17 protein-coding genes are annotated in these 21301 nt (G+C 41.2%); 8 read left to right on the plus strand and 9 right to left on the minus strand.

The window, feature by feature from the left end; translation table 11 throughout:
* The 5 genes from AC1DPZ_RS07435 to spt all read right to left on the minus strand — a co-directional run.
* On the minus strand, positions 1-629 hold a 629-nt coding region (locus AC1DPZ_RS07435; protein ID WP_477402312.1), incomplete at its 3' end, for a carboxypeptidase-like regulatory domain-containing protein.
* Between the two features lie 614 nt (positions 630-1243).
* Positions 1244-2569 carry an inositol-3-phosphate synthase gene (locus AC1DPZ_RS07440; protein WP_477402313.1) on the minus strand — a complete coding sequence of 442 codons (1326 nt, stop codon included), beginning with the start codon at positions 2567-2569 and terminating at the stop codon, positions 1244-1246.
* A 209-nt stretch (positions 2570-2778) separates the two neighbouring features.
* On the minus strand, positions 2779-3765 hold the full coding sequence (locus tag AC1DPZ_RS07445) for an NAD-dependent epimerase/dehydratase family protein (RefSeq protein WP_477402315.1): 987 nt from the start codon (positions 3763-3765) through the stop codon (positions 2779-2781).
* Positions 3762-4880, minus strand: coding sequence for an N-acetyltransferase family protein (locus AC1DPZ_RS07450; RefSeq protein ID WP_477402316.1), 1119 nt, complete (start codon positions 4878-4880; stop codon positions 3762-3764). Before AC1DPZ_RS07450 ends, AC1DPZ_RS07445 begins: the two co-directional genes overlap by 4 nt.
* A 104-nt stretch (positions 4881-4984) precedes the next feature.
* Entirely contained in the window at positions 4985-6190 is a 1206-nt protein-coding gene (gene spt, locus AC1DPZ_RS07455; RefSeq protein WP_477402317.1) for a serine palmitoyltransferase, read from the minus strand.
* A 368-nt stretch (positions 6191-6558) separates the two neighbouring features.
* Here spt and AC1DPZ_RS07460 point away from each other — a divergent pair, with 368 nt between their 5' ends.
* From AC1DPZ_RS07460 to AC1DPZ_RS07475, 4 genes are all read left to right on the plus strand, one after another.
* Complete coding sequence (locus tag AC1DPZ_RS07460; protein WP_477402319.1) at positions 6559-7908, plus strand: TolC family protein; 1350 nt, start codon at positions 6559-6561, stop codon at positions 7906-7908.
* Positions 7909-8028: 120 nt separating this feature from the next.
* Complete coding sequence (locus AC1DPZ_RS07465) at positions 8029-9207, plus strand: efflux RND transporter periplasmic adaptor subunit (RefSeq protein WP_477402320.1); 1179 nt, start codon at positions 8029-8031, stop codon at positions 9205-9207.
* A 70-nt stretch (positions 9208-9277) separates the two neighbouring features.
* Complete coding sequence (locus tag AC1DPZ_RS07470) at positions 9278-12457, plus strand: efflux RND transporter permease subunit (protein WP_477402321.1); 3180 nt, start codon at positions 9278-9280, stop codon at positions 12455-12457.
* Between the two features lie 419 nt (positions 12458-12876).
* Entirely contained in the window at positions 12877-13440 is a 564-nt protein-coding gene (locus tag AC1DPZ_RS07475) for a hypothetical protein (RefSeq protein WP_477402322.1), read from the plus strand.
* Positions 13441-13517: 77 nt separating this feature from the next.
* On the opposite strand, the gene AC1DPZ_RS07480 is transcribed toward AC1DPZ_RS07475, so the two are convergent.
* Entirely contained in the window at positions 13518-14711 is a 1194-nt protein-coding gene (locus tag AC1DPZ_RS07480) for a pyridoxal phosphate-dependent aminotransferase (RefSeq protein ID WP_477402323.1), read from the minus strand.
* Between the two features lie 90 nt (positions 14712-14801).
* On the opposite strand from AC1DPZ_RS07480, the gene AC1DPZ_RS07485 reads away from it, so the two are divergent.
* From AC1DPZ_RS07485 to AC1DPZ_RS07500, 4 genes are read left to right on the plus strand one after another with little or no spacing between them, the layout of a single operon-like run.
* On the plus strand, positions 14802-15776 hold the full coding sequence (locus tag AC1DPZ_RS07485) for a cation diffusion facilitator family transporter (protein ID WP_477402324.1): 975 nt from the start codon (positions 14802-14804) through the stop codon (positions 15774-15776).
* Entirely contained in the window at positions 15776-16219 is a 444-nt protein-coding gene (locus tag AC1DPZ_RS07490; protein ID WP_477402326.1) for an NUDIX domain-containing protein, read from the plus strand. The genes AC1DPZ_RS07485 and AC1DPZ_RS07490 overlap by 1 nt, the downstream gene beginning before the upstream one ends.
* The gene (gene bioA, locus AC1DPZ_RS07495; protein WP_477402327.1) at positions 16216-17481 is read left to right on the plus strand and encodes an adenosylmethionine--8-amino-7-oxononanoate transaminase; all 1266 of its coding nucleotides are present in this window, start codon (positions 16216-16218) and stop codon (positions 17479-17481) included. Before AC1DPZ_RS07490 ends, bioA begins: the two co-directional genes overlap by 4 nt.
* A gap of 2 nt (positions 17482-17483) precedes the next feature.
* A complete protein-coding gene (locus AC1DPZ_RS07500; protein WP_477402328.1) occupies positions 17484-18089 on the plus strand; it encodes a hypothetical protein in 606 nt (201 codons plus the stop codon).
* Between the two features lie 93 nt (positions 18090-18182).
* On the opposite strand, the gene AC1DPZ_RS07505 is transcribed toward AC1DPZ_RS07500, so the two are convergent.
* From AC1DPZ_RS07505 to AC1DPZ_RS07515, 3 genes are all read right to left on the minus strand, one after another.
* Positions 18183-20063 carry an LTA synthase family protein gene (locus AC1DPZ_RS07505; protein WP_477402330.1) on the minus strand — a complete coding sequence of 627 codons (1881 nt, stop codon included), beginning with the start codon at positions 20061-20063 and terminating at the stop codon, positions 18183-18185.
* A gap of 68 nt (positions 20064-20131) precedes the next feature.
* Positions 20132-20776, minus strand: a complete 645-nt coding sequence (locus AC1DPZ_RS07510) for a DUF4412 domain-containing protein (protein WP_477402331.1) — start codon at positions 20774-20776, stop codon at positions 20132-20134.
* A 66-nt stretch (positions 20777-20842) separates the two neighbouring features.
* Positions 20843-21301 (minus strand): hypothetical protein (locus AC1DPZ_RS07515; RefSeq protein WP_477402332.1); only part of this gene is annotated, 459 nt, incomplete at its 5' end.

Below are 21301 nucleotides of genomic sequence, written 5' to 3' on the forward strand. Positions count from 1 at the left end.
TAGTAATTCTGTAGCAGTTTCTCGTTCAGGAAAATAGGTAATATTGATTTACCGGGTATAGATGTACTATCGCGGTTATCTAATACAAACTTATATTTCCTGAAAAACTTACGATCAGAGAATTGTGCAGAAACGTTGGCAGCACCAAACATCATCTTATCGTATTCCCGGTACTCTACATAGTTGTAAGCTTCAGGTCGGTTTTTTTCTTTATTCTCGATAACTTTACGGATCAATTCAACCGCCGGGTTATCCTTGTTACGGTACTTTGGCTTTTTACCTGCTTTAATATTAACTTCGTTAAGTTGCTGCGCCGATGGGAAAAGCCTTACATTTATAACCTGCTCCTTACCCGGAACAACAGTTAAAAATGCGTCCTTGTAACCTAAAAAGGATATTTTTATTTGTTTGTATGAAAGCTGGCTTGTTGAAAGGCGATATTTGCCATTATTATCAGTAGTGACACCCGTAGAAGTGCCGGTAAAACTAACTACAACATAAGGAAGCGTTTGTTTATTACCTGCATCAGTAACCGTACCTGTTATAATGGTAGTTTGGGCAAATAATGATGTGACAGAAAAAAAGAATATCGAAAAGAATAAACTTTTGTAAAATTTTTTAAACTCCATGTATTTTATGCAATTATGCAAATACAAACTTTTTTTGATTGATAAAATAGTAACCAGCAACCTGGCCACCAAAACTCCTTTTGAATGCTGATATTGTAAATTATCAGTTCAAAACTACAGATCGATCAATCGCTTACACTTTTCATCCAGCTGATCTGCCCGGTGCTTCACCTGCTTTATTTAAGCATGTTTCCTGCACCTTTTACAACCCTTATACATAGCCTGCAACTGCGCCTCAAAGGTAAAAAAAATCCCTACAGACTAATGTGGTCAAAAAGTCAAATATTGTCCGCATTAATAGCAAAGGTGTACATCGTTATTAATATCTTTAAAATTATACTATTGAGCAAACGGCACTATTAGATATATATTATCACCTTTTTGTTTCGTGATAATATGTATCAATTACATAAGATGTTGATTTTTAGATGTGATTATTAAATTTTATCGCAATTGTAATTAAAATGATATGTTTTAAGGTTATAATTCCCCAAATTTAACAATTATTAACAGGTTAACTAATAGATAATTATGAATCTTAAATTAAGTTAAAATAAACAGCCGCATAAAGAATTGAATCAATATACGGCTGTTATTATTTTATGTTGTTTTAGTTATGCTTCTTCGGCAAACATATCATCGTAGTAATCTAAGCCAAGATGGGTTATCAGATCTTCGCCCATTAAGTAGCGCAGCGTATTTTCTAACTTTATCAACTGTTTAAATATATCATTCTCGGGATGTAAGCCAGCCGCTGTTTGAGGCGATTTAAGATAGAAGGATAACCATTCCTGGATCCCGCTCATGCCGGCTCTTTTTGCCATATCACTAAATAAGGCAAGGTCAAGCGCGATAGGGGCGGCCAGGATAGAGTCGCGGCAGAGGAAGTTGATCTTGATCTGCATTTTATAGCCCAACCAGCCAAAAATGTCTATGTTATCCCAGCTTTCTTTGTTATCGCCATGCGGCGGATAGTAGTTGATCCTGATTTTATGGTAAATGTTGCCATAAAGTTCCGGGTTATCTTCAGGTTTAAAAATATCCTCCAGTACGCCCAGTTTTGATACTTCTTTGGTTTTAAAGTTATCCGGATCATCAAGCACAAGGCCATCGCGGTTACCAAGAATGTTGGTTGAAAACCACCCGTGCACACCTAATGAACGTGCAGCTAAGCCTGGCGCTAAAATTGTTTTCATTAAAGTTTGGCCGGTTTTAAAATCCTTACCCGCAATAGGGGTTTTGGTTAATTTGGCAAGTTCAATTAAAGCCGGAATATCAACTGTTAAGTTGGGGGCGCCGTTTGAGAAAGGTACACCTAATTTTAAAGCAGCATAAGCATATATCATACTTGGTGCAATCAGTTTATCATCATCCTTTAAAGCCTGTTCAAAAGCTGCAAGTGACTGATGAATTGCCGATGCCTCGTAGTAAATTTCTGTTGAACCGCACCATACAAGTACTACCCTATCAAGACCGTTTTTTTCTTTAAAGTTTTTAATATCCTCCATTACCTGTTGCGCCAGTTCAAAACGTGTACCTGTTTTAACGTGGGTGCCGGTAAGGTTTTTAGCGTAATTATGGTCAAAAGCCGCCTTCATGGGTACAATTGCTTCCAACTCGGCTTTTACAGCGTTTAATAGCGCGGGCTCAAGCACTTTAGCGGTTGAAGCAGCTTCAAAAACGTTATCATCATAAACATCCCATCCACCAAAAACAATGTCGTTTAAATTAGCAAGCGGAACAAATTCATTAATTTTAGGGTTACGGTTTTCAGTTCGTTTACCTAAACGAATGTGACCCATTTGTGTAAGGGAGCCAATTGGTTGCGAGATGCCTTTTTTTACAGCTTCAACGCCGGCAATCAGTGTGGTGGCTACTGCGCCTAAGCCTGGGATAAGGATTCCCAGTTTGCCTTCGGCAGGAGAGATTTTAATTTTCATTGTAATTGTTTATTGTTTAATTATTATGGCCCGGGCCATCTGTTTGGTTTTACCGGTTTTACCTTAATGTTTTAATAGAAAATGGTTTGTGTTAATTGTGTTAAGTGCTTGATTTTCAATTTACTTAAACGTTTAAGTAAATTGACATAATTTTATTGTTTTTTAATTTTTAAGTGCATGTTTTGTAATGATTATTTTAGTTTGCCTGGTTATAACCAATCATTGGCCCTATACCATTTCAGCGTTTCTATTAAACCGGTCTTTAAGTTATAGGTTGGATAAAACCCAAGTTCTGATTTTGCTTTTTCAATGTCAACAGACCAGTTTACGGCCATAAGCTCATTAAGTTTTTCAGTATTTAATATGGCAGCCCTATTGCTCAAAGAACTTACTTTTTCTGATACCAATGCTATTATTTTTACAAATATTACAGGCAAATGAAATTTGAAGGTTTTTAGGCTTAGCGCTTCCTTTGCTAAATTAGCTAACTCATATTTACTATAAAAATTGCCGTCGCTAAGGTTGTAGTCTGAAATATTCCAGTCGTACAACGATTTAATGGCAGCTTTTGCAACATCTTTAACATAAATAAAGGTAAGTTTTTGCTCGGCTTTACCCATATAAGGTTCAAGTCCCCGGGTGAGCTGCTTAAAAAATATAAATATCCCGGTATCCCTTGGTCCATATATAGCGGTAGGGCGTAAAATGGTATAATTTAAATTTTCTATAGTTTTAAGTTGATTCTCGGCCAATAACTTACTGCGGCCGTAGGCCGTAACCGGGTTGGGCTTTATATTTTCGCTGATGGAACCCGCCAATGTTTTAAGCGGGCCAAGCGCTGCAAGGCTGCTTATGAGCACGAATTTCTTTAGGTTTATATCTGCCTGTACTGCAGCCGATGCCAGGTTAAACGTGTGTGTGGCATTAATGTAGTTGTATGCCGCCTGTGATTTGGCTGCGGTAACACCTGCGGCATGGATAATATAATGAGGTTTTATATAACTCAGTTGTTGTTTTAAGGCCGAAAGATCCCGGTAATCGAGGTTTACAAAGTTGATGTCAAGATGTTTTAAATGATCTATCTTACTGCTTTTGCGCACTGCGGCATACACTTCAAGATTGTTATGTAATGCCTCCTCTATAATGTGAAATCCTGCAAACCCACTTGCCCCGGTTATTAAAACCCGTTCCCTCATATCGCTTTCTGGTATAACCTGTATTTTTTGTATGGATCGCCTTTAATAGCTTCAATAGCGCGATTCACCATATCATTATGCTCCAAAGTCCATCCGGCTTCGGCATGTTTAAATCCTTTTCTTTTATATTCTCTTATAATAGTACCATATAAACAAGCCTCTATACCCATTTTACGGTAGCCATCAATAACCCCCAACGCGTAAATACGGATGCTCTGGATATTTTTTTTGCCAAATAATAGCTTAAAGATGCCTGTAGGTAATAACCGCCCGCGTTTTATCTTTTGAAAGATTTCATTATAATTGGGCAGGGCTAAACCAAACGCAACAATTTTGCCTTCCTGTTCGGCAACCAATGCAAAATCAGGATCGAGGATCAGTTTAAGATCTTTGGCCAGGTAGTCAAATTCCTCGTCGGTTAAAGGTACAAAGCCGGTATTGCTATCCCAGGCGGAGTTATAAACCTCGCGCAGTTTAGCAGCATCTTCCTTGAATTTTTTCATGTTTACCTTGCGGATAATGATATTATTCCGCTTTAAGCGCTCCTCTAAAGAGTTTAATAACCTAACTGATTTATCGTCATAAGCCTGTCCATCCCAATGCCATGAAATAAGATCAACATCTTTGCTAAGGCCATAGGCTTCAATAAGGTTGGCATAGTAAGGTTTGTTATAGGTATTCATTAAAAAGGCAGGACTATCAAACCCTTCAATCAATAAACCGCAAGGTTCATTAGTACTAAAGTTTACCGGGCCTAAAAGTTTACCGGTTACTCCTTTATCCTTAAGCCATTTGGTCGCAGTTTCAAAAAGTAAGGTGGATACATTTATATCATTTACACAATCAAAAAAACCAAAAAAACCATCGTTAACATGGTTATACTCATTGTGCGCATTATTAAGTATGGCAGCAATCCGGCCTACAATTTTATCACCATCATAGGCTAAAAAAGGTTGTACTGTGTTGTGCTTATGAAAAGGGTGAATGGTTAGCAAATCCCGTTGGGCTATAAACAGTTCGGGAACATAGTTTGGGTCGCCCTCATACAAATCATGCGGAAAATCAATAAATGAAGCTAATTCCTTTTTAGAATTAACCGTTACAATTTTTATCATGAGTGGTATTCAATAATTGCCCTAAGGCCATAGAAACTGAAAAGTCCGTATGCACATGAGCTTGTTTTAAACTAAAACAGCAACAAATACATACGGACATTTTATTATATTTTTTCTTTAACAGAAGTAACGCCTACTTCTTTAAACGCTTTTGCAAGTTTTTCAACGGCTTCATCAATTTGCGCAAAGGTATGAGTTGCCATTAACGAGAAACGCAGCAACGATGAATCTGAAGGTACAGCCGGCGAAACTACCGGGTTAACAAACACACCATCGGCTTGTAATTGCTTGGTTACAAGGAAAGTTTTTTCGTTATCACGTACGTAAATAGGTAATATCGGGCTTTCGGTAGGACCAAGGTCGAAGCCTTCTTCCAGTAACAGCTTCATGGCATAGTTGGTATTATCCCAAAGTTTCTGGATTCTTTCCGGTTCCGATTCGATGATATCAAGCGCGGCAATAACGCTGGCAACAGAACCCGGAGGCATACTGGCACTAAACATCAATGAACGCGCACGGTGTTTTATGTAATCAATGGTATCCTTATCACTGGCAATAAAACCACCTAATGATGCCAATGATTTACTAAAAGTACCCATGATAAGGTCAACATCATCAGTAAGGTTAAAATGCGATGCGGTACCGGCACCTTTATGGCCAATTACCCCAAGGCTGTGCGCATCATCTATCATAATGTTTGCACCATACTGATCGGCAAGATCAACTATCTRCGGTAGCTTAACAATATCACCTTCCATGCTGAATATACCATCAACAGCAATAATTTTTACAGCATCCTCTGGTAATAAGGCCAGTTTACGCTGCAGGTCGTTCATATCATTGTGGGCATATTTAATCACTTTCGAAAACGAAAGCCTGCTGCCATCAATGATACAGGCATGATCATACTCATCCAATATGATATAATCATTACGACCGGTTATGCATGATAGTACCCCAAGGTTTACCTGGTAACCAGTGCTGAATAGTACAGTAGCTTCTTTGCCAACATAGCTGGCAAGCCTGTTCTCTAACTCGATATGAATATCGAGTGTGCCATTTAAAAAGCGAGATCCGGCACAGCCTGTGCCGTATTTATCGATCGCTTTTTTTGAAGCTTCCTTAATTTTAGGGTGATTGGTAAGGCCTAAGTAGGAATTAGAACCAAACATTAACACTCTTTTATTATCTATTAAAACTTCAGTGTCCTGAGCAGACTCAATAGGCCTGAAATAAGGATACAATCCCTTTTCCCGGAGCATATTTGCAACCTGGAACTCGGCGATTTTCCCATGTAGTTTTTTAACCATGTATTAACTCTGCTTAAATTTTGCGTAAAAATACCATGAATAAGCAAATAACTTATACGGTAAGTGTAATTTTTTTAAAAATAGCTTATCATTAGGTTAACCTAATTGATAAAGGTGTATTCATATTACATGGCAAATTAATTAATTTTTTTGTTTATTCCGCACCTTATATTTTCATTTTTTTGTAAAAACCGAAAATTGGTGGGTTTTTGCCATGCTTTTATAAAATTTAGGTAATATTCTTGTGGTTCATAATATTTTGTTGATATTAATCACATATTCGCACTCCCCTGTGTAATTCGATTAAAACTATAGCAACTTTGTTTTGTAGTTTATGTCAGTTTGCATTGACATCTATTTTCCTTCGTATGAAAAAACTAAAAAACCTATCCATCTTAACGATAATTAATTTAACATTAATTTTACATTCGCCGGTTTTTGCTCAAGGCGGCGTTGATACCATTGGTGGGGGACCGGTTTCACTTAAGCAAGCTGTTGATTACGCGCTGCGTAATCAGCCAGCAGTAAGACAGGCTTCTATTGATGAGCAGATCAATGAGCGCGATATCAGGATAGGTTTATCAGGATGGTTGCCGCAGGTAAATTCATCAGGGTTGTACAATTATTATTTTAAGGGCAGTCCGCAGGCGGGCGCAGGAGGCGCCAATATCCCTTCAAACGCAGGCAGTATCCGTAACCTGTCGACACTGGGTGTTACAGCATCGCAGGTATTATATAATAATGATGTATTCCTGGCTTCAAAAGCATCCAGGTACTCGCGCCAGTATTACAGGGAAAATACTTTAAGCACCCAGATAGGAGTTGTATCGGATGTAAGCAAGGCTTTTTTTGATGTATTGTTATCGCAAAAACAACTTAATATTACCAACGAGGATATTACACGGCTGCAGCGTAGCTTAAAAGATGCTACCAACAGGTACCAGGCAGGCGTATCTGATAAAACAGATTATAAACAGGCAACCATTGCCCTTAATAATTCAATAGCTACGCGTAAGGCGACAGAAGAATCAATAAAAAGCAAAACGGCTTATTTAAAACAGATCATGGGTATTGGTGGCGAAAAGCCCTTAACGCTGTCATACGATTCATCACGATACGAACAGGAGGCCTACATTGATACCAATCAAACACTGGATGTAAACAACCGCATCGAATTTAGGCTGCTGCAAAGCTCAAAAGCGCTTAAGAGTTTAAACATTAACTATTACCGTTACGGCTTTTTACCTTCTATATCGGCGGTAGGCAGTTATAATTATGCATACTTTAATCATGATTTTAATAATCTTTATAGCAATGCCTTTCCAACGGGTTATGCCGGTATTACTTTAAGCCTGCCAATTTTCCAGGGAGGCAAACGCCTGCAAAATTTAGCAAAAGCACGCTTACAGGTTGAACGTACCGAACTGGATATAGAAAATACCCGCAACAGCATCAACACCGAGTATGTGCAGGCATTGGCCGGCTATAAAAGTAATTATACCAGCTACCGGCTTGTGCGTGAAAACGTAGACCTGGCAAGGGATGTATATAAAATAGTAAGCCTGCAATACCGCGAGGGGGTTAAAACTTACCTTGATGTTATTGTAGCACAATCAGATCTGCGTACTGCCGAGCTGAACTATTATAATGCCTTGTTCCAGCTGCTGGCCAGCAAGATCGATCTGCAAAGATCATTGGGGACATTAACTGTACAATAACAATATTAAATAGAATTCAAACGAACAACACTATAATGAAACCATCATGAGTAATCGCTTAAAAACAAAATTATAGATGCTCATGATAGCTTCATTACCTTTAAAAAACAAATCACTATAATGAAAAACAGATATATATATTGGTTAGCCCCGACAGTATTATTAACATGGGTATCATGTGGTAAAGCCGGTAAGGGAGGGGCTGCCGCACAGCCGCCAACACCGGTTTCAATTGCCGAAGCCAAAACTGCAGAGGCTACCTATTATGATAGGTACCAGGGAGCAGTAATATCTATCAACACTGTTGAACTGCGCAGCCAGGTGCCGGGTTTTGTAACAGGTATATTTTTTAAGGAAGGTGATGTTGTACAAAAGGGCAAAGTGCTTTATGAAATTGATAAACGTAAATATGAAGCAGCATATCAGCAAGCCCAGGCTAATGTGTTAAGCGCCCAGGCCAACCTGGTAAAAGCCCAAAAAGATGTTGACAGGTATAATATGCTGTTGAAAAACGATGCTATTGCCCGGCAAACTGTTGACCAGGCTACCGCTGCATATGAAACAAATAAAAGCCAGGTGGCTGTAGCTAAAGCGGGGCTTGCATCGGCTGCTACAGATCTTTCTTACGCTACCATCCGGGCGCCTTTCACAGGGCGCATTGGTATTTCGCAGGTGAGGCTGGGTGCACAAATTGCCGTGGGTACTACGCTAATGAACACCATATCGGCCGAGCATCCCATTGGTGTGGACGTTGTAATTAACGAGCAGGATATTAACCGCTTTTATAATCTGCAAAAAGCAAGCAGTGATACTACTTTTAAACTACAGCTGCCCGATGGTACCACTTATAATAAAACCGGTAAGGTTTTAGCTATTGACCGGGGCGTAAACAGCGGAACCGGAAGTATTAAAGTACGCATCCAGTTCCCTAATGAGGATGATGTACTGAAGGATGGCATGAGCTGTGTTTTACAGGTATTGAATGGACAATCGGGCAACAGGGTGCAGATACCTAATAAAGCGGTAACTGAGCAAATGGGCGAATTTTTTGTTTTTGTAACCAGGGATACTACAGTTAAAGATACCGCCCAGGATAAAACCATAAAAGACAGGCGCGATACCATTGCCAACCAGGTAAAGGTAAAGCTTGGCCCCCGTGTTAATACAGATATAGTGGTTATGGCTGGTATCAAAGCCGGCGACAAGGTGGTGACCGATGGCTTTCAGCGTTTGCGCGATGGCGGCAGAATAACGCTTGGCGCCGGTGGCCCGCCTGCAGGTGCGGCTCCAAAAAAATAGTGTTTATATACGAAGAGAGATTTAAGCTTGTGGCAGGGAACAACCCCTGCAAAACTTAATAATAAAAAGAATGATCGCAGATACTTTTATACGACGACCGGTAACCGCAATAGTGATCTCAATAGTGATTGTAATTGTGGGCATATTGTCAATGACCAGCTTACCTATCGGGCAATATCCTGATATTACCCCGCCAACTGTTTCTGTTACCGGTACTTATACCGGGGCCGATGCATTAACGGTAGAGCAAACCGTGGCCACCCCGGTAGAGGTACAAGTGAATGGCGTGCCCGGCATGACCTATTTACAAAGTAACAGCAGCAGTAACGGCCAAATGAGTATGACGGTTAACTTTGATGTAGGTACCGATATTAATATAGCAGCGCTTGATGTGCAAAACCGTGTGGGTATTGCCCTGCCAACCTTGCCGCAGGAGGTGCAGCGTTTAGGGATGATTGTGCGCAAGCGTAATCCCAGTATATTAATGCTGGTTGCCATGTTTTCACCTAAAGGTAGCCATGACGTTACTTTTACCGATAATTATACCAATGTTTTTATAAAGGATGCTATTTTACGTACCAAAGGCGTGGGCGATGTTGTTAGCCGTGCCGATGATTTCAGTATGCGTATCTGGCTTAACCCCGATAAGCTCGCAGCTTTGGGCATGTCTGCAGGCGATGTAACCGCTGCATTGGCCGAGCAAAACGCCCAGGTGGCCCCGGGTACTGTTGGTGCCACGCCCCAGCAAAAGGCGCAAACCTTTGAATATTCTGTACTGGTAAAAGGCCGTTTAAGCAAACCCGAAGAATTTGGTAATGTAGTTGTGAAAACCGTGCCGGCTACAGGTGCTATTGTACATTTAAAGGACGTAGCACGTATTGAGCTGGGTAAATTCAATTACTCCGGTAATTCGTTTGTTGATGGTAAAAGAGCATCGTACCTGTTGGTGTACCAGGCCCCAAACAGCAACTCGCTTGAAACAGCCGAGAACGTATACGCCACCATGGAGCAGCTTAAAAAAAGTTTCCCGGCTGATATTGACTATGTGGTTCCTTTTGAAGCGGTAACTGTAGTTAAAGTATCAGTTAGCGAAGTGGTTGAAACGCTGCTTATAGCATTGGGGCTGGTTATTGTGGTAGTATTTTTATTCCTGCAAAACTGGCGCTCCACCCTTATCCCCGTATTGGCTATTCCCGTATCTATCATAGGTACGTTCATATTCTTTATTCCACTTCATTTTACCATAAATACACTTACGTTGTTTGGTTTTGTATTAGCCATAGGTATTGTGGTTGATGATGCTATTGTGGTAGTTGAAGCTGTACAGCATTATATGGATGAGGAGGGTATGTCTCCACGTGAAGCAACCGAGCACGCCATGCGCGATATATCGGCGCCGGTAATTGCCATTGCCTTGATATTAGCTGCGGTGTTTGTGCCGGTAGGGTTTGTGCCCGGTATAGTTGGACGGCTTTACCAGCAATTTGCCATCACTATAGCTATATCGGTATTGATATCGGCATTTGTGGCGCTTTCGTTAACTCCGGCGCTGTGCACGCTGCTACTCCGTCCGCATAAAATTGATGAAAAATCAAAAGGACTCAACAAATTCTTTTTTGTATTTAATGACTGGTTCACCCGTATAACAGGCAGGTATCGCAACACCGTTGATAAAGGCATAAAAAATTCAAAGTTCATTGTCATTATACTGGTGTGTATTATTATTGGCACCATACTTTTATTCAGGGGCAAACCATCAGGGTTTATTCCGTTAGAGGATGATGGCCGCGTTTATATCACCTATGATCTGCCCGAAGCTTCATCAACAGTAAGAACGGTTGATGTGCTGCACCAAATGATGAAAACCCTCGATAGTGTCCCCGAAATTGCACATTATGCGGCATTAGGCGGATTGAACGCTATTAGCTTTGCAAGTAAGGCCAATAGCGCAACCATGTTTGTTCAGCTTAAGCCCTGGGATGAGCGGAAGGAAAAATCGCAGCAGATTACCGCCCTTGTTGCCAAGCTCACTAAAAAACTGGCCAGGTTTAAAGAGGCTAATGTGGTAGTAATTCAGCCACCTGCTATTCCGGGTTTGGGAAGCACCGGTGGTTTTTCATTTATATTAGAAGAAAAACAAGCAGGAGGTGATATTAAGGTGTTTGAAAAAACATTGAAAACATTTGTGGGCGAGCTTAATAAACGCCCCGAAATTGCCAGGGCCTTCACCTTTTTTACGGCGAGTACACCCGCTTACCAGTTAACTATTGACCGGGAGAAAGCTAAAAAATTAGGCGTTTCTATCGCCGATGTTAACAGCGCCCTGCAAACCTATATGGGGAGTACCTATATCAATGACTTTACCATATACGGACGAAACTTTAGGGTACTTGCACAGGCAGATACTGCTTACCGGAGTAATATTAGCAATATCGGACAATACTTTGTGCGTAATTCGTTTGGTACAATGGTGCCGTTAAGTACCCTTACCTCTTACAAGGTTATTGAAAACTCTCCGCTGATTGCACATTATAACCTGTTCAGGTCCGCCGAGATTAACGGGAGTACCAGGCCCGGTTATAGCAGCGGTGATGCTATAACGGCTTTGAAAGAAGTTGCTGCCAAATCGCTGCCACAGGGCTTTGGTTACGAATTTTCGGGCCTTAGCCGCGAGGAGTTATTGTCTGGTTCAACAACAGTTTACATTTTTGCACTTTCTATAGGCTTTGTATTCCTTTTCCTTGCCGCGCTATATGAAAGTTGGTCGGTTCCGTTTTCGGTGCTGCTGGCGGTGCCTTTAGGTGCATTTGGCGCCATCCTGTTTCTTACGTTTTGGCCCGACTTAACCAATAACGTATATGCGCAGATTGGTTTAATTACCTTGATAGGTTTGGCGGCTAAGAATGCGATTTTGATAGTTGAGTTTGCCAAGGAACGTGTAGATAGGGGGATGAACCTTGAAAAAGCTACCCTTGAAGCGGTACGCCTGCGTTTACGCCCAATCATCATGACCTCAATGGCATTTATATTGGGGGTTGTGCCTTTAATGATTTCATCCGGTGCCGGCGCCGAGGCCCGGAAAACCATAGGATGGACAGTGTTTGGGGGGATGCTTGCTGCCACATCGCTTGCCATATTTATAGTGCCCGTTTTATACTATACCATCACCAGGTTTGCGTATGGTAAAGAAAAACTGGCCGAGATGGAAAAAAACTACAAGCCCGATCCAAAACATGACCCACATATTTAATACTTGTTCATAAAAACAAAAAAAGAGAAGTTTTCGCTTCTCTTTTTTTGTTTTTGGCAAGCCATAGCATCTCATCGTTATACCAATAGTTATTGAATTTTTAGCCTATACACTACAAAAATCATCAATTGCATACACTTTTTGTATTAGCAACATTCTGTTTTTCTATACATTAATTTGATGTTAAATAAATTTCTAAAAACGAATGGTAAATATCATTTTTTAATAAAAAAGTATATTGATAATCAATATTTAAGCTAAATACTTACTTAAAATAACTGCAGTAAAACTCCATATTTAAACCGTCATGCCAATCTCACAAGGGTTAAAAGTTATCAAAATGGCAAAGTATTTGTAAAGGAGGTATCAATGCAATGAAAAAATTGCAGAGTTATATAAAAATTACAACTATGAAAACAATGACAAAAATTATAGCCGGAGCTTGTACAGCTGTAGCTATATTCATCGGAACAAATGTAAGCGCACAAACCACTCCCGCCAACAAACTACGTTTTGGTATTGGTTTAGAAGCAGGTGTACCTACAGGTAACGCACATGATATTTCGAAATTTGAGCTTGGTGGTACCGGACGTTTACAATATGGGGTTAATAACAATGTAGCTTTAACGCTGACATCTGGTTACTATAACTTTTTTGGTAAAACTTATACCACATCAGTAACCACCGCAACCGGCACAGCCACTTCAACTTTTAAAGCCAGATCACTTGGTATGGTCCCGGTTAAAGCTGGCCTTAAAGCGTTTGTTAGCGATGGCTTTTATCTGTCGGGCGAAGCAGGTGCCGGGTTCGAAGTTCATCCGATAGTAGCCGGTGGTGAAAAAAACACCAAACTTATTCTTTCTCCCGGCATTGGTTACGCAACCAAATCATGGGATGTTGGTGCACGTTATGAAAATTTTTCTGGCCAGGGTAATAACTATGGCCTCGTAGGTTTGCGTATAGCTTACGGTTTTGGTTTATAGAAAAACCTGGTCACTAAATAATAAAAGCCCCTCGTCGTGATGATGAGGGGCTTTTTGTTATTTGTAGGAATCAGAAATTACACCAGTTTCCCCAGCGCTTCTTTAATCCTTCTTACAGCCTCTATCAGCTTATCCTCTGCAGCAGCGTAGGAGATGCGGATAGAAGTAGTATCACCAAATGAATCACCGCCTACGGTAGCTACATGAGCTTCCTCCAGCAGGTATATGCTCAGTTCATCAGCATCTTTAATTGTTTTGCCATTATAGCTTTTGCCAAAGAACGAGGTAACGTTAGGGAAAAAGTAAAACGCGCCATCGGGCAGGTTTAATTTTATGCCATCAATTTCGCTCAATAGTTTATAAACAATGTCGCGGCGTCTTTTAAAAGCGGCACGCATTTCAAGTACTGTTTCCAGGCCGCCTTCATAAGCAGCAATACCGGCACGTTGGGTAATTGAACAGGTTCCTGAAGTTATTTGTCCCTGCATTTTATCGCAGGCAGTAGCAATCTCTTTGTTGCTTGCTGTGTAACCAATCCTCCAACCGGTCATGGCAAATGCTTTCGACCAGCCGTTGATGATCACCACGCGGTCTTTTATATAGTCAAACTGTGCTATCGATTCGTGTTTATCAATATAGTTGATATGCTCATAGATCTCGTCGCTCATGATATAAACATGAGGGTGTTTTTCAAATACTTTGGCCAGGCCTTCCAGTTCATCCTTGCTGTAAACACTACCGGTAGGGTTACATGGCGATGAAAACATAAACAATTTAGTTTTTGGCGTAATGGCCGCTTCCAACTGCTCGGGCGTAATTTTAAAGTTTTGTTCAACAGTTGTGTTGATGAAAACACTTACACCCTCGGCAAGCTTAACAACTTCGCTGTATGATACCCAGTAGGGGGTAGGGATAATTACTTCGTCGCCCGGGTTCACCAAACATAACACCGCGTTGGCAATAGCCTGTTTGGCACCTGTTGAAACTACTATCTGGCTAACATCATAATCAAGGTTGTTTTCGTTCTTTAACTTGGCAACAACAGCCTTACGCAGTTCGGGATAACCAGCTACAGGGGTGTAGTAGGTAAAGTTTTTATCCATGGCCTGTTTAGCAGCTTCCTTGATGTGCTCGGGGGTATGAAAATCAGGCTCGCCAAAGCTCAGGCTGATCACATCAACACCTTTTGCGGCAAGTTCACGGCCCATTTTGGCCATTTTAATTGTTTGTGATTCGGACAAGTTATTTATCCGGTTACTTAATGCGCTCATATAAATTATGTTATCGGGGCAAATATAGAAAATAACTTTACTGCTACTTACGCTTGTTATTTATAAATTTGTCGCCTTATTCAGATTGCTTTGAAGGAACAAAAAAGGATCATATTAATTTCGCTCATAACAGGTATTGTGCTCATGATAGCGAAATTTGGTGCCTACTTCTTAACCGCATCTAATTTTATACTAACAGATGCCGCCGAAAGCATAGTTAATGTAATAGCCAGTTCTTTCGCGTTTTTTAGTATTTACCTGTCATCGTTGCCGCGCGACGAAAACCATCCCTACGGGCATGGTAAGGTTGAATTCTTTTCTGTTTTCATCGAGGGATCGCTTATTGGCATTGCCGGGGTTATCATTATCATTAAATCAGTTTACAGCGTATTTTACCCAAATAACATCCACGATTTGCTTACCGGAGCCACAATTATCGGTCTTACAGGTGTTGTAAACGGATCATTGGGTTATTATTTGATCTATAAAGGGAAGAGGCTACACTCTATTACCCTTGATGCCGATGGTCGGCACCTGCTTTCAGATATGGTAACCAGCGGTGGCCTGGTGCTTGGTTTGTTGCTGATACATTTTACCAACATTTTATGGCTCGACAGCGCCTTATCAATATTAGTTGGTATTTATATACTATATAGCAGTTATAAACTGGTGCGCAAATCGGTAGGGGGGTTGATGGATGAAGCCGATTTCCAGGTGGTAAGGGATATTGTAAAAGTTTTAAGCGATAAGCGCCGCGAGGCCTGGATAGATGTGCATAACCTGCGCGCCCAGAAATACGGTAACGAGCTGCATATCGACTGCCACTTAACGTTGCCCAATTATTTCGACCTGAACACGGTACACACCGAAGTATCACTGGTTGATAAAATGATCAATAATGAATTTGGAATAAAAACCGAGCTTTTTATCCATACAGATCCATGTTTGCCAAATTGCTGCCACTATTGCAGCATGCCCAACTGTCCTATACGCTCGGAAGCACAAACAGAAACTATTGAATGGACAATGGATATTGTAGTACGCAACAAAAAACACTTTGAATAATGGCAGAGTATTTTAATGTAAGGGTTTACGGCCTGCTGCTTAATGATAACGACGAAGTACTGGTAAGCGATGAGCAGGAATACGGCATGCAATTCACCAAATTCCCTGGCGGCGGCCTGGAACTGGGCGAAGGCCTGGTTGACGGCTTAAAACGTGAATTTATGGAAGAGTGCAACCTGGAAATTGAGGTTGTAAGCCATTTTTATACAACAGATTTTTTTGTAAAATCGGCCTTTAACAATTCGCAGGTCATCAGCGTTTACTATTTGGTGAGGAGTATTACCCCTGTGGATTTAGTCACCAAAACCATAGCATTTGATTTCGACGGCGAAAGCGAAGTACTGCAGTCATTCAGGTGGGTAAATTTAACTGCATTAAGTATAGCCGATTTTGCATTCCCTACAGATAAACGGGTAGTTGAACTTTTACAGGATGAGTTATGAGCCTTACCGAACGCGACCTTAAAGTTATATGGCACCCATATACCCAAATGAAAACTGCCGCGCCGCCCATACCTATTGTAAGGGGGCAGGGAGCGCTGTTATTTGATGAAACGGGTAAGCAGTATATAGACGCAGTATCATCCTGGTGGGTAAATATCCACGGGCACGCGCACCCTTACATTGCCCAACAAGTTGCCCAGCAACTGCAAAAGCTGGAGCATGTAATTTTCGCGGGGTTTACCCATGAAGGCGCTGTTGAACTGGCCGAACGCTTATTGGCTATTTTGCCCGATAATCAGCAAAAAGCGTTTTACTCCGATAATGGCTCAACAGCTATTGAGGTAGCCATAAAAATGTGCCTCCAATACTGGCTTAATAAAGACGATCAGCGCACCAGGATCCTGGCCTTTAACAATGCCTACCACGGTGATACCTTTGGCGCCATGGCCGTAAGCGGCCGCAGCGCGTTTACCAAAGCCTTTGATAGCCTGTTGTTCGGGGTAGAGTTTATTGATACGCCCAACAAGGAAAACATCCAAAGTCTCAAATCTCACATCTCACATCTCAAATCTGAGTTAGCCTGCTTTATTTTCGAGCCATTGGTACAAGGATCAGCCGGAATGCTGATGTATGAGGCCGAATATCTTAATGAGTTAATGGCCCACTGCAAGCAGGAGGGTGTGCTGATGATAGATGACGAGGTATTTACCGGCTTTGGCCGTACAGGAAAAGCGTTTGCCTGCAATTATGTAGATGTACAGCCCGATATCATGTGTTTTTCTAAAGGCTTAACCGGCGGAACTATGGCCCTCGGCTTAACTACCTGTACCCAACAGATCTACGATGCTTTTTTATCAGACGACAGGTTAAAAACCCTGTTCCACGGGCATTCATTTACCGCTAATCCAGTTGCCTGCGCCTCGGCTTTGGCAAGTTTGGATCTTTTTCAGCAACCAGCAACGGAAGTTAATATCCGGCGTATAGCGGCTGCCCATGCCCAATTTGGTGCTAAGATCAAACATCACGCTAAAATAAAAACCGTAAGGCAAACCGGCACTATTTTAGCCATGGAGTGGGAAACGGGCGACAATACTTCGTACTTCAATTTGCTGCGCGATAAACTATACCATTACTTTTTAGCCGCCGGTATCATACTGCGCCCCCTGGGCAATGTAATTTACATTTTACCCCCTTATTGCATTACTGATGATGAACTGCAGTATGTTTACAGTAAAATAGAGCAGGCACTTCAAGAACTATAACCATGATGTTAAACAAACTTTTACCTCAGATAATAGCCGATAACGAACTACACTCACGCTGGTTAAACACGCTGTCGCTGATGGAAAATACCGGTGCACGCAAGATCTCGGCAAGTGAAGACCCGCTTAYAGTAACTTATATCATCCTGAAGCATGCCGCCGAAGAGCATCGCCACGCCTTCTACCTAAAAAAACAACTGGAAAAAACAGGGGTTGAATTACCAACCTACGCGGCCGAATACTTGCTTGCTCCCGGCTCAAGCAAATACTACCTTAACCAGCTGGATATAGACGTTTGCCGTTATCTGAAAACAGAGCTGAATCTTACCGGCGCCGAACTGCGCTTTGCCGCCTACCTGCTGGTAACATACGCCATTGAGGTACGTGCCGACGAACTTTACCCCATTTACCAAACCGCCCTTGACGAAGCAGGCAGTAAAGTGAACGTAAAATCAATCATCCTGGAAGAAGAAGGCCACCTGGAAGAAATGCTGAACCAGCTTCATAAATTTTCTCCCGATTGGGAAAAACATGCCAATGAAGCTGTGGAGTTTGAAACAAGGTTGTTTAATATGTGGGTGGAGCAGTTGGGGGATTCGCTAAAGTAAAGCGTCTGAATCAGAATTTACAGAATTTTAGAATCAGCAGAATGATCAGAAATTCTGTAAATTTTCAAATTCTGTAAATTCTGATTCAGACAGTTAATACCCCATATACTCCGTATAAACCTCCTGCAAAAAAGCTTTGCCATATAGCAACGCTTTATCCGTGGCTTTTGCATCAGCGTTTTTATTGCCGGTATAAACTATCCTTTTGCCCGAGTTATCATAAGATACTACCTGCTGCGGCATCATGAAGCAAAAGCCGTTATCCCAATTAAAAAAAGCAAAATCGACGGTGTTGGGGTTAAGCAGATCTTTCGACCATTTAAATTGCTTATGAGGCAGATTCAACTGCGCAAGCAGTGTGGCGGCAATATCTGTTTGTCCGCCTAATTTGCCAATCTTTTTGCCCCGGTATTCGGGCTTTATCACATCACCAAAAAACAAAAGCGGGATATGGTATTTTACAGGATTGTAAGCCTCAGATATATTATGCGGCAGGCGATGCCCATGATCGGCTACTAAAATGAAGAGTGTATTTTTATACCAGTCCTGCTTTTTGGCCTGCTCAAAATAAGCGTTAAGGCACGAGTCGGTAAAATAAGCTGTGCTCCTGAACTTGTTGCTGGCATCGCCATCCTTATCTTCATCGGGGAAATGCGCTTTTCCTGGTAATATAAAAGGCTCGTGGTTGGTTGATGTTTGCAGGTATGTAAAAAAAGGCTGTTTTTGGTATTGCGCGTATTGTAAGTGTTTGGTTAACAGTACGTCGTCATACACGCCCCATTGGGTTTTTACCTGGCTTTTGTCAAAGGCCAGCTCATCGGTAATATGTTCAACCTCATGGCTTTTCATAAAGGTGTTAAAGTGCATATAGCTGCTTTTACCGCCATAAAAATAGGATGTTGCGTAACCCGCGTTTTTTAAGGTTGTAGCTATGGCCGGGAGTTTAGCCTGTTTCAGCGTATCCGAAACGATGGTACGGATGGCCTGCGAAGGAAAACCACTCATAATGGATATGATGCCCTTGTCCGTCCGATCGGCAGAGGAATAAATGTTATTGAACAGGATGCCGTTTTTGATGAATTTTTCAAAATTTGGGGCAACACCTTTGTCGCCGCCTAATGATTCAATAACATCGGCCGTATAGCTTTCCATCTGGATAATCACCACGTTGGGGTGGCTGGTGGTTAACACCTTTATGGTACTGTCATTTTTAACGCTGTAAGCTTCTGCAACCAGTTGCGCTGCGCTGCCTTGCTGCATAAACACGAAAGGGTTGTAAGGAGTACGCAAATTTTCAACCACATTATTAAACAGGTTCCACTCGGTATTAAGGGCTGCCTGATTCAGAAACTCATGGTCAGAAAAGTATGCCGAGTTTTGGTTTACCGGTATGGATTGAATTCCGCCCCGCATCAGCAGGAAATTAAAGAACACCAGCAGAATAATGAGCACCGCTTTTAGCCGGGGTTCAACTTTTGGCTTTTTAAATTTGTAATCTATGATCTTGTTGGATAGCAATATGCCCGATGCCAATAATATCAAACAGATAATAATACACCTGCCCACCGGTGATGAGCCTGTTGAAGCAAAGGCCTCTGATGGTGCATCATATAATGATTTAAACACCCTGAATACCACCTTTGTGCCCCACTCGCGAAATATATTGAAGTTGAGGCCTGTATTTAAGGAGATACAAAACAGGCAGAACCATACATAAACTTTAAGCCAGGCAGGTTTGATGTACGATTTTGGGATGCACCAGTTAACAATAAATACCAGGAGCGGGATAGCGCAGATATAGGCTGCTGCCGATGCATCAAGCCTTAGGCCGTAGAAAAAGGTTTGCAGGATCTCGCTAAAACCGGCGTCTTTAAGTTTAGGCAGAAAATACAATTCAAATGTAACCCGGGTTATTGCAAAAAACAATATCCAGAAAACAAAAAATCTGACCAGGCTAAAAAGGTTTCTTAACATAAGGGGTACAAAAATAGTACTTTAACCTCAATGTTAAGAAACCTTTAATGAATAGTTAATGAAGAAGCTTATTTGCCTCCGCGCATAGCTTTCAAGTCATCCATAGTGATTTTTTCAAAATCAGCCGGGATACCAAATGTGCCTGCAGGTACTTTTTGCTCGGTTACACTTTTTACAGTAACCTCGGTTGATTGCCCCTGGCTAAATGAAGTGTACTGAACCGGGAAACCACCAATACCAGCGTAATATTTTGCAACGCCTGTTGTTGGAATCTCGATATCATTGGTGATCCATATATCGTAGCTTTTTTTGGTTTTTGAGTCTGTAGCAACCACTTTTTTACAGTTAAAACCGGAGATCACTTTAGTTTCGGTGCCGGGAGCAAAAGTAAATTGCGGCATAGCGGCTAATGCCTGCTCAATATCATCAGGACTTGCTACCGCTGCTTTTTTAATGTTTGCAACGGGTACATCTACTAATATTACCATTGATTTAGCATTTGCATCGGTCAGGATTTTGATATTAGCCGGGCCATTTGAAAAAGCAAACGCATTTGAATCGGCTCTGAAATAGCTTTTGGCCTGTATTTGCTGCCCCATCATTGATGTAGTAAAGTCAACTACTCCTTCGGTGTATTTTTTTTGTGCGTTTGCACTCATAGCGGTTGCGGTTAGGGCCAGACCCAAAGCAACATTTAGAAATTTTATGCTCATATTTTTTGTTTGATTAATACCAATTTACCTGTTTTTTAATAGAAGACAAATTTATTGGTGTTTAGTTTAATGTTGGAAATTAGATAATGTTATTAATGAAATGTTACGTTTTAATATTTTATAGTTTACATGCAAACGTTTTGCGTCGTCTTCAAACTTACGTATGGTTTGGCTACTGTTGCTGCCATCAATTACAAGTACCTGGTACTCATATGATCTGTTAATTTCAAATAAACTTAAATGTGGGTTGGCCGTGATATAAAGGTAATTGGTTTTTAATTTTTGCGGTAATAACTGGTTTTGTAATCGCTTATCAAATATAATTATTCTTTTATCATAAAACTGAACAATGGGGCCTTGTTTTTTTAAATAAGGTAAACTGATATTTTGGTTTGGGCTGATAACTGTCGCATCATTTACCTGTGTGCTATCCAGGTATGGTTGTATAGAATAACTGTAATTTCGGTCGGTATCGGCAAGGTTGGTTAATACAACGGCGCTGTTGCCGCTTTTAAGTACTATCCC

The sequence above is a fragment of the Mucilaginibacter sp. P4_G9 genome, assembly GCF_056400985.1.

Coding starts and splice junctions, on each gene's coding strand:
- AC1DPZ_RS07440 (WP_477402313.1), bottom strand. CDS start 2,569: ATGAAAATTAAAATCTCTCCTGCCGAAGGCAAACTGGGAATCCTTATC.
- AC1DPZ_RS07445 (WP_477402315.1), bottom strand. CDS start 3,765: ATGAGGGAACGGGTTTTAATAACCGGGGCAAGTGGGTTTGCAGGATTT.
- AC1DPZ_RS07450 (WP_477402316.1), bottom strand. CDS start 4,880: ATGATAAAAATTGTAACGGTTAATTCTAAAAAGGAATTAGCTTCATTT.
- AC1DPZ_RS07460 (WP_477402319.1), top strand. CDS start 6,559: ATGAAAAAACTAAAAAACCTATCCATCTTAACGATAATTAATTTAACA.
- AC1DPZ_RS07465 (WP_477402320.1), top strand. CDS start 8,029: ATGAAAAACAGATATATATATTGGTTAGCCCCGACAGTATTATTAACA.
- AC1DPZ_RS07470 (WP_477402321.1), top strand. CDS start 9,278: ATGATCGCAGATACTTTTATACGACGACCGGTAACCGCAATAGTGATC.
- AC1DPZ_RS07475 (WP_477402322.1), top strand. CDS start 12,877: ATGACAAAAATTATAGCCGGAGCTTGTACAGCTGTAGCTATATTCATC.
- AC1DPZ_RS07480 (WP_477402323.1), bottom strand. CDS start 14,711: ATGAGCGCATTAAGTAACCGGATAAATAACTTGTCCGAATCACAAACA.
- AC1DPZ_RS07490 (WP_477402326.1), top strand. CDS start 15,776: ATGGCAGAGTATTTTAATGTAAGGGTTTACGGCCTGCTGCTTAATGAT.
- bioA (WP_477402327.1), top strand. CDS start 16,216: ATGAGCCTTACCGAACGCGACCTTAAAGTTATATGGCACCCATATACC.
- AC1DPZ_RS07505 (WP_477402330.1), bottom strand. CDS start 20,063: ATGTTAAGAAACCTTTTTAGCCTGGTCAGATTTTTTGTTTTCTGGATA.
- AC1DPZ_RS07510 (WP_477402331.1), bottom strand. CDS start 20,776: ATGAGCATAAAATTTCTAAATGTTGCTTTGGGTCTGGCCCTAACCGCA.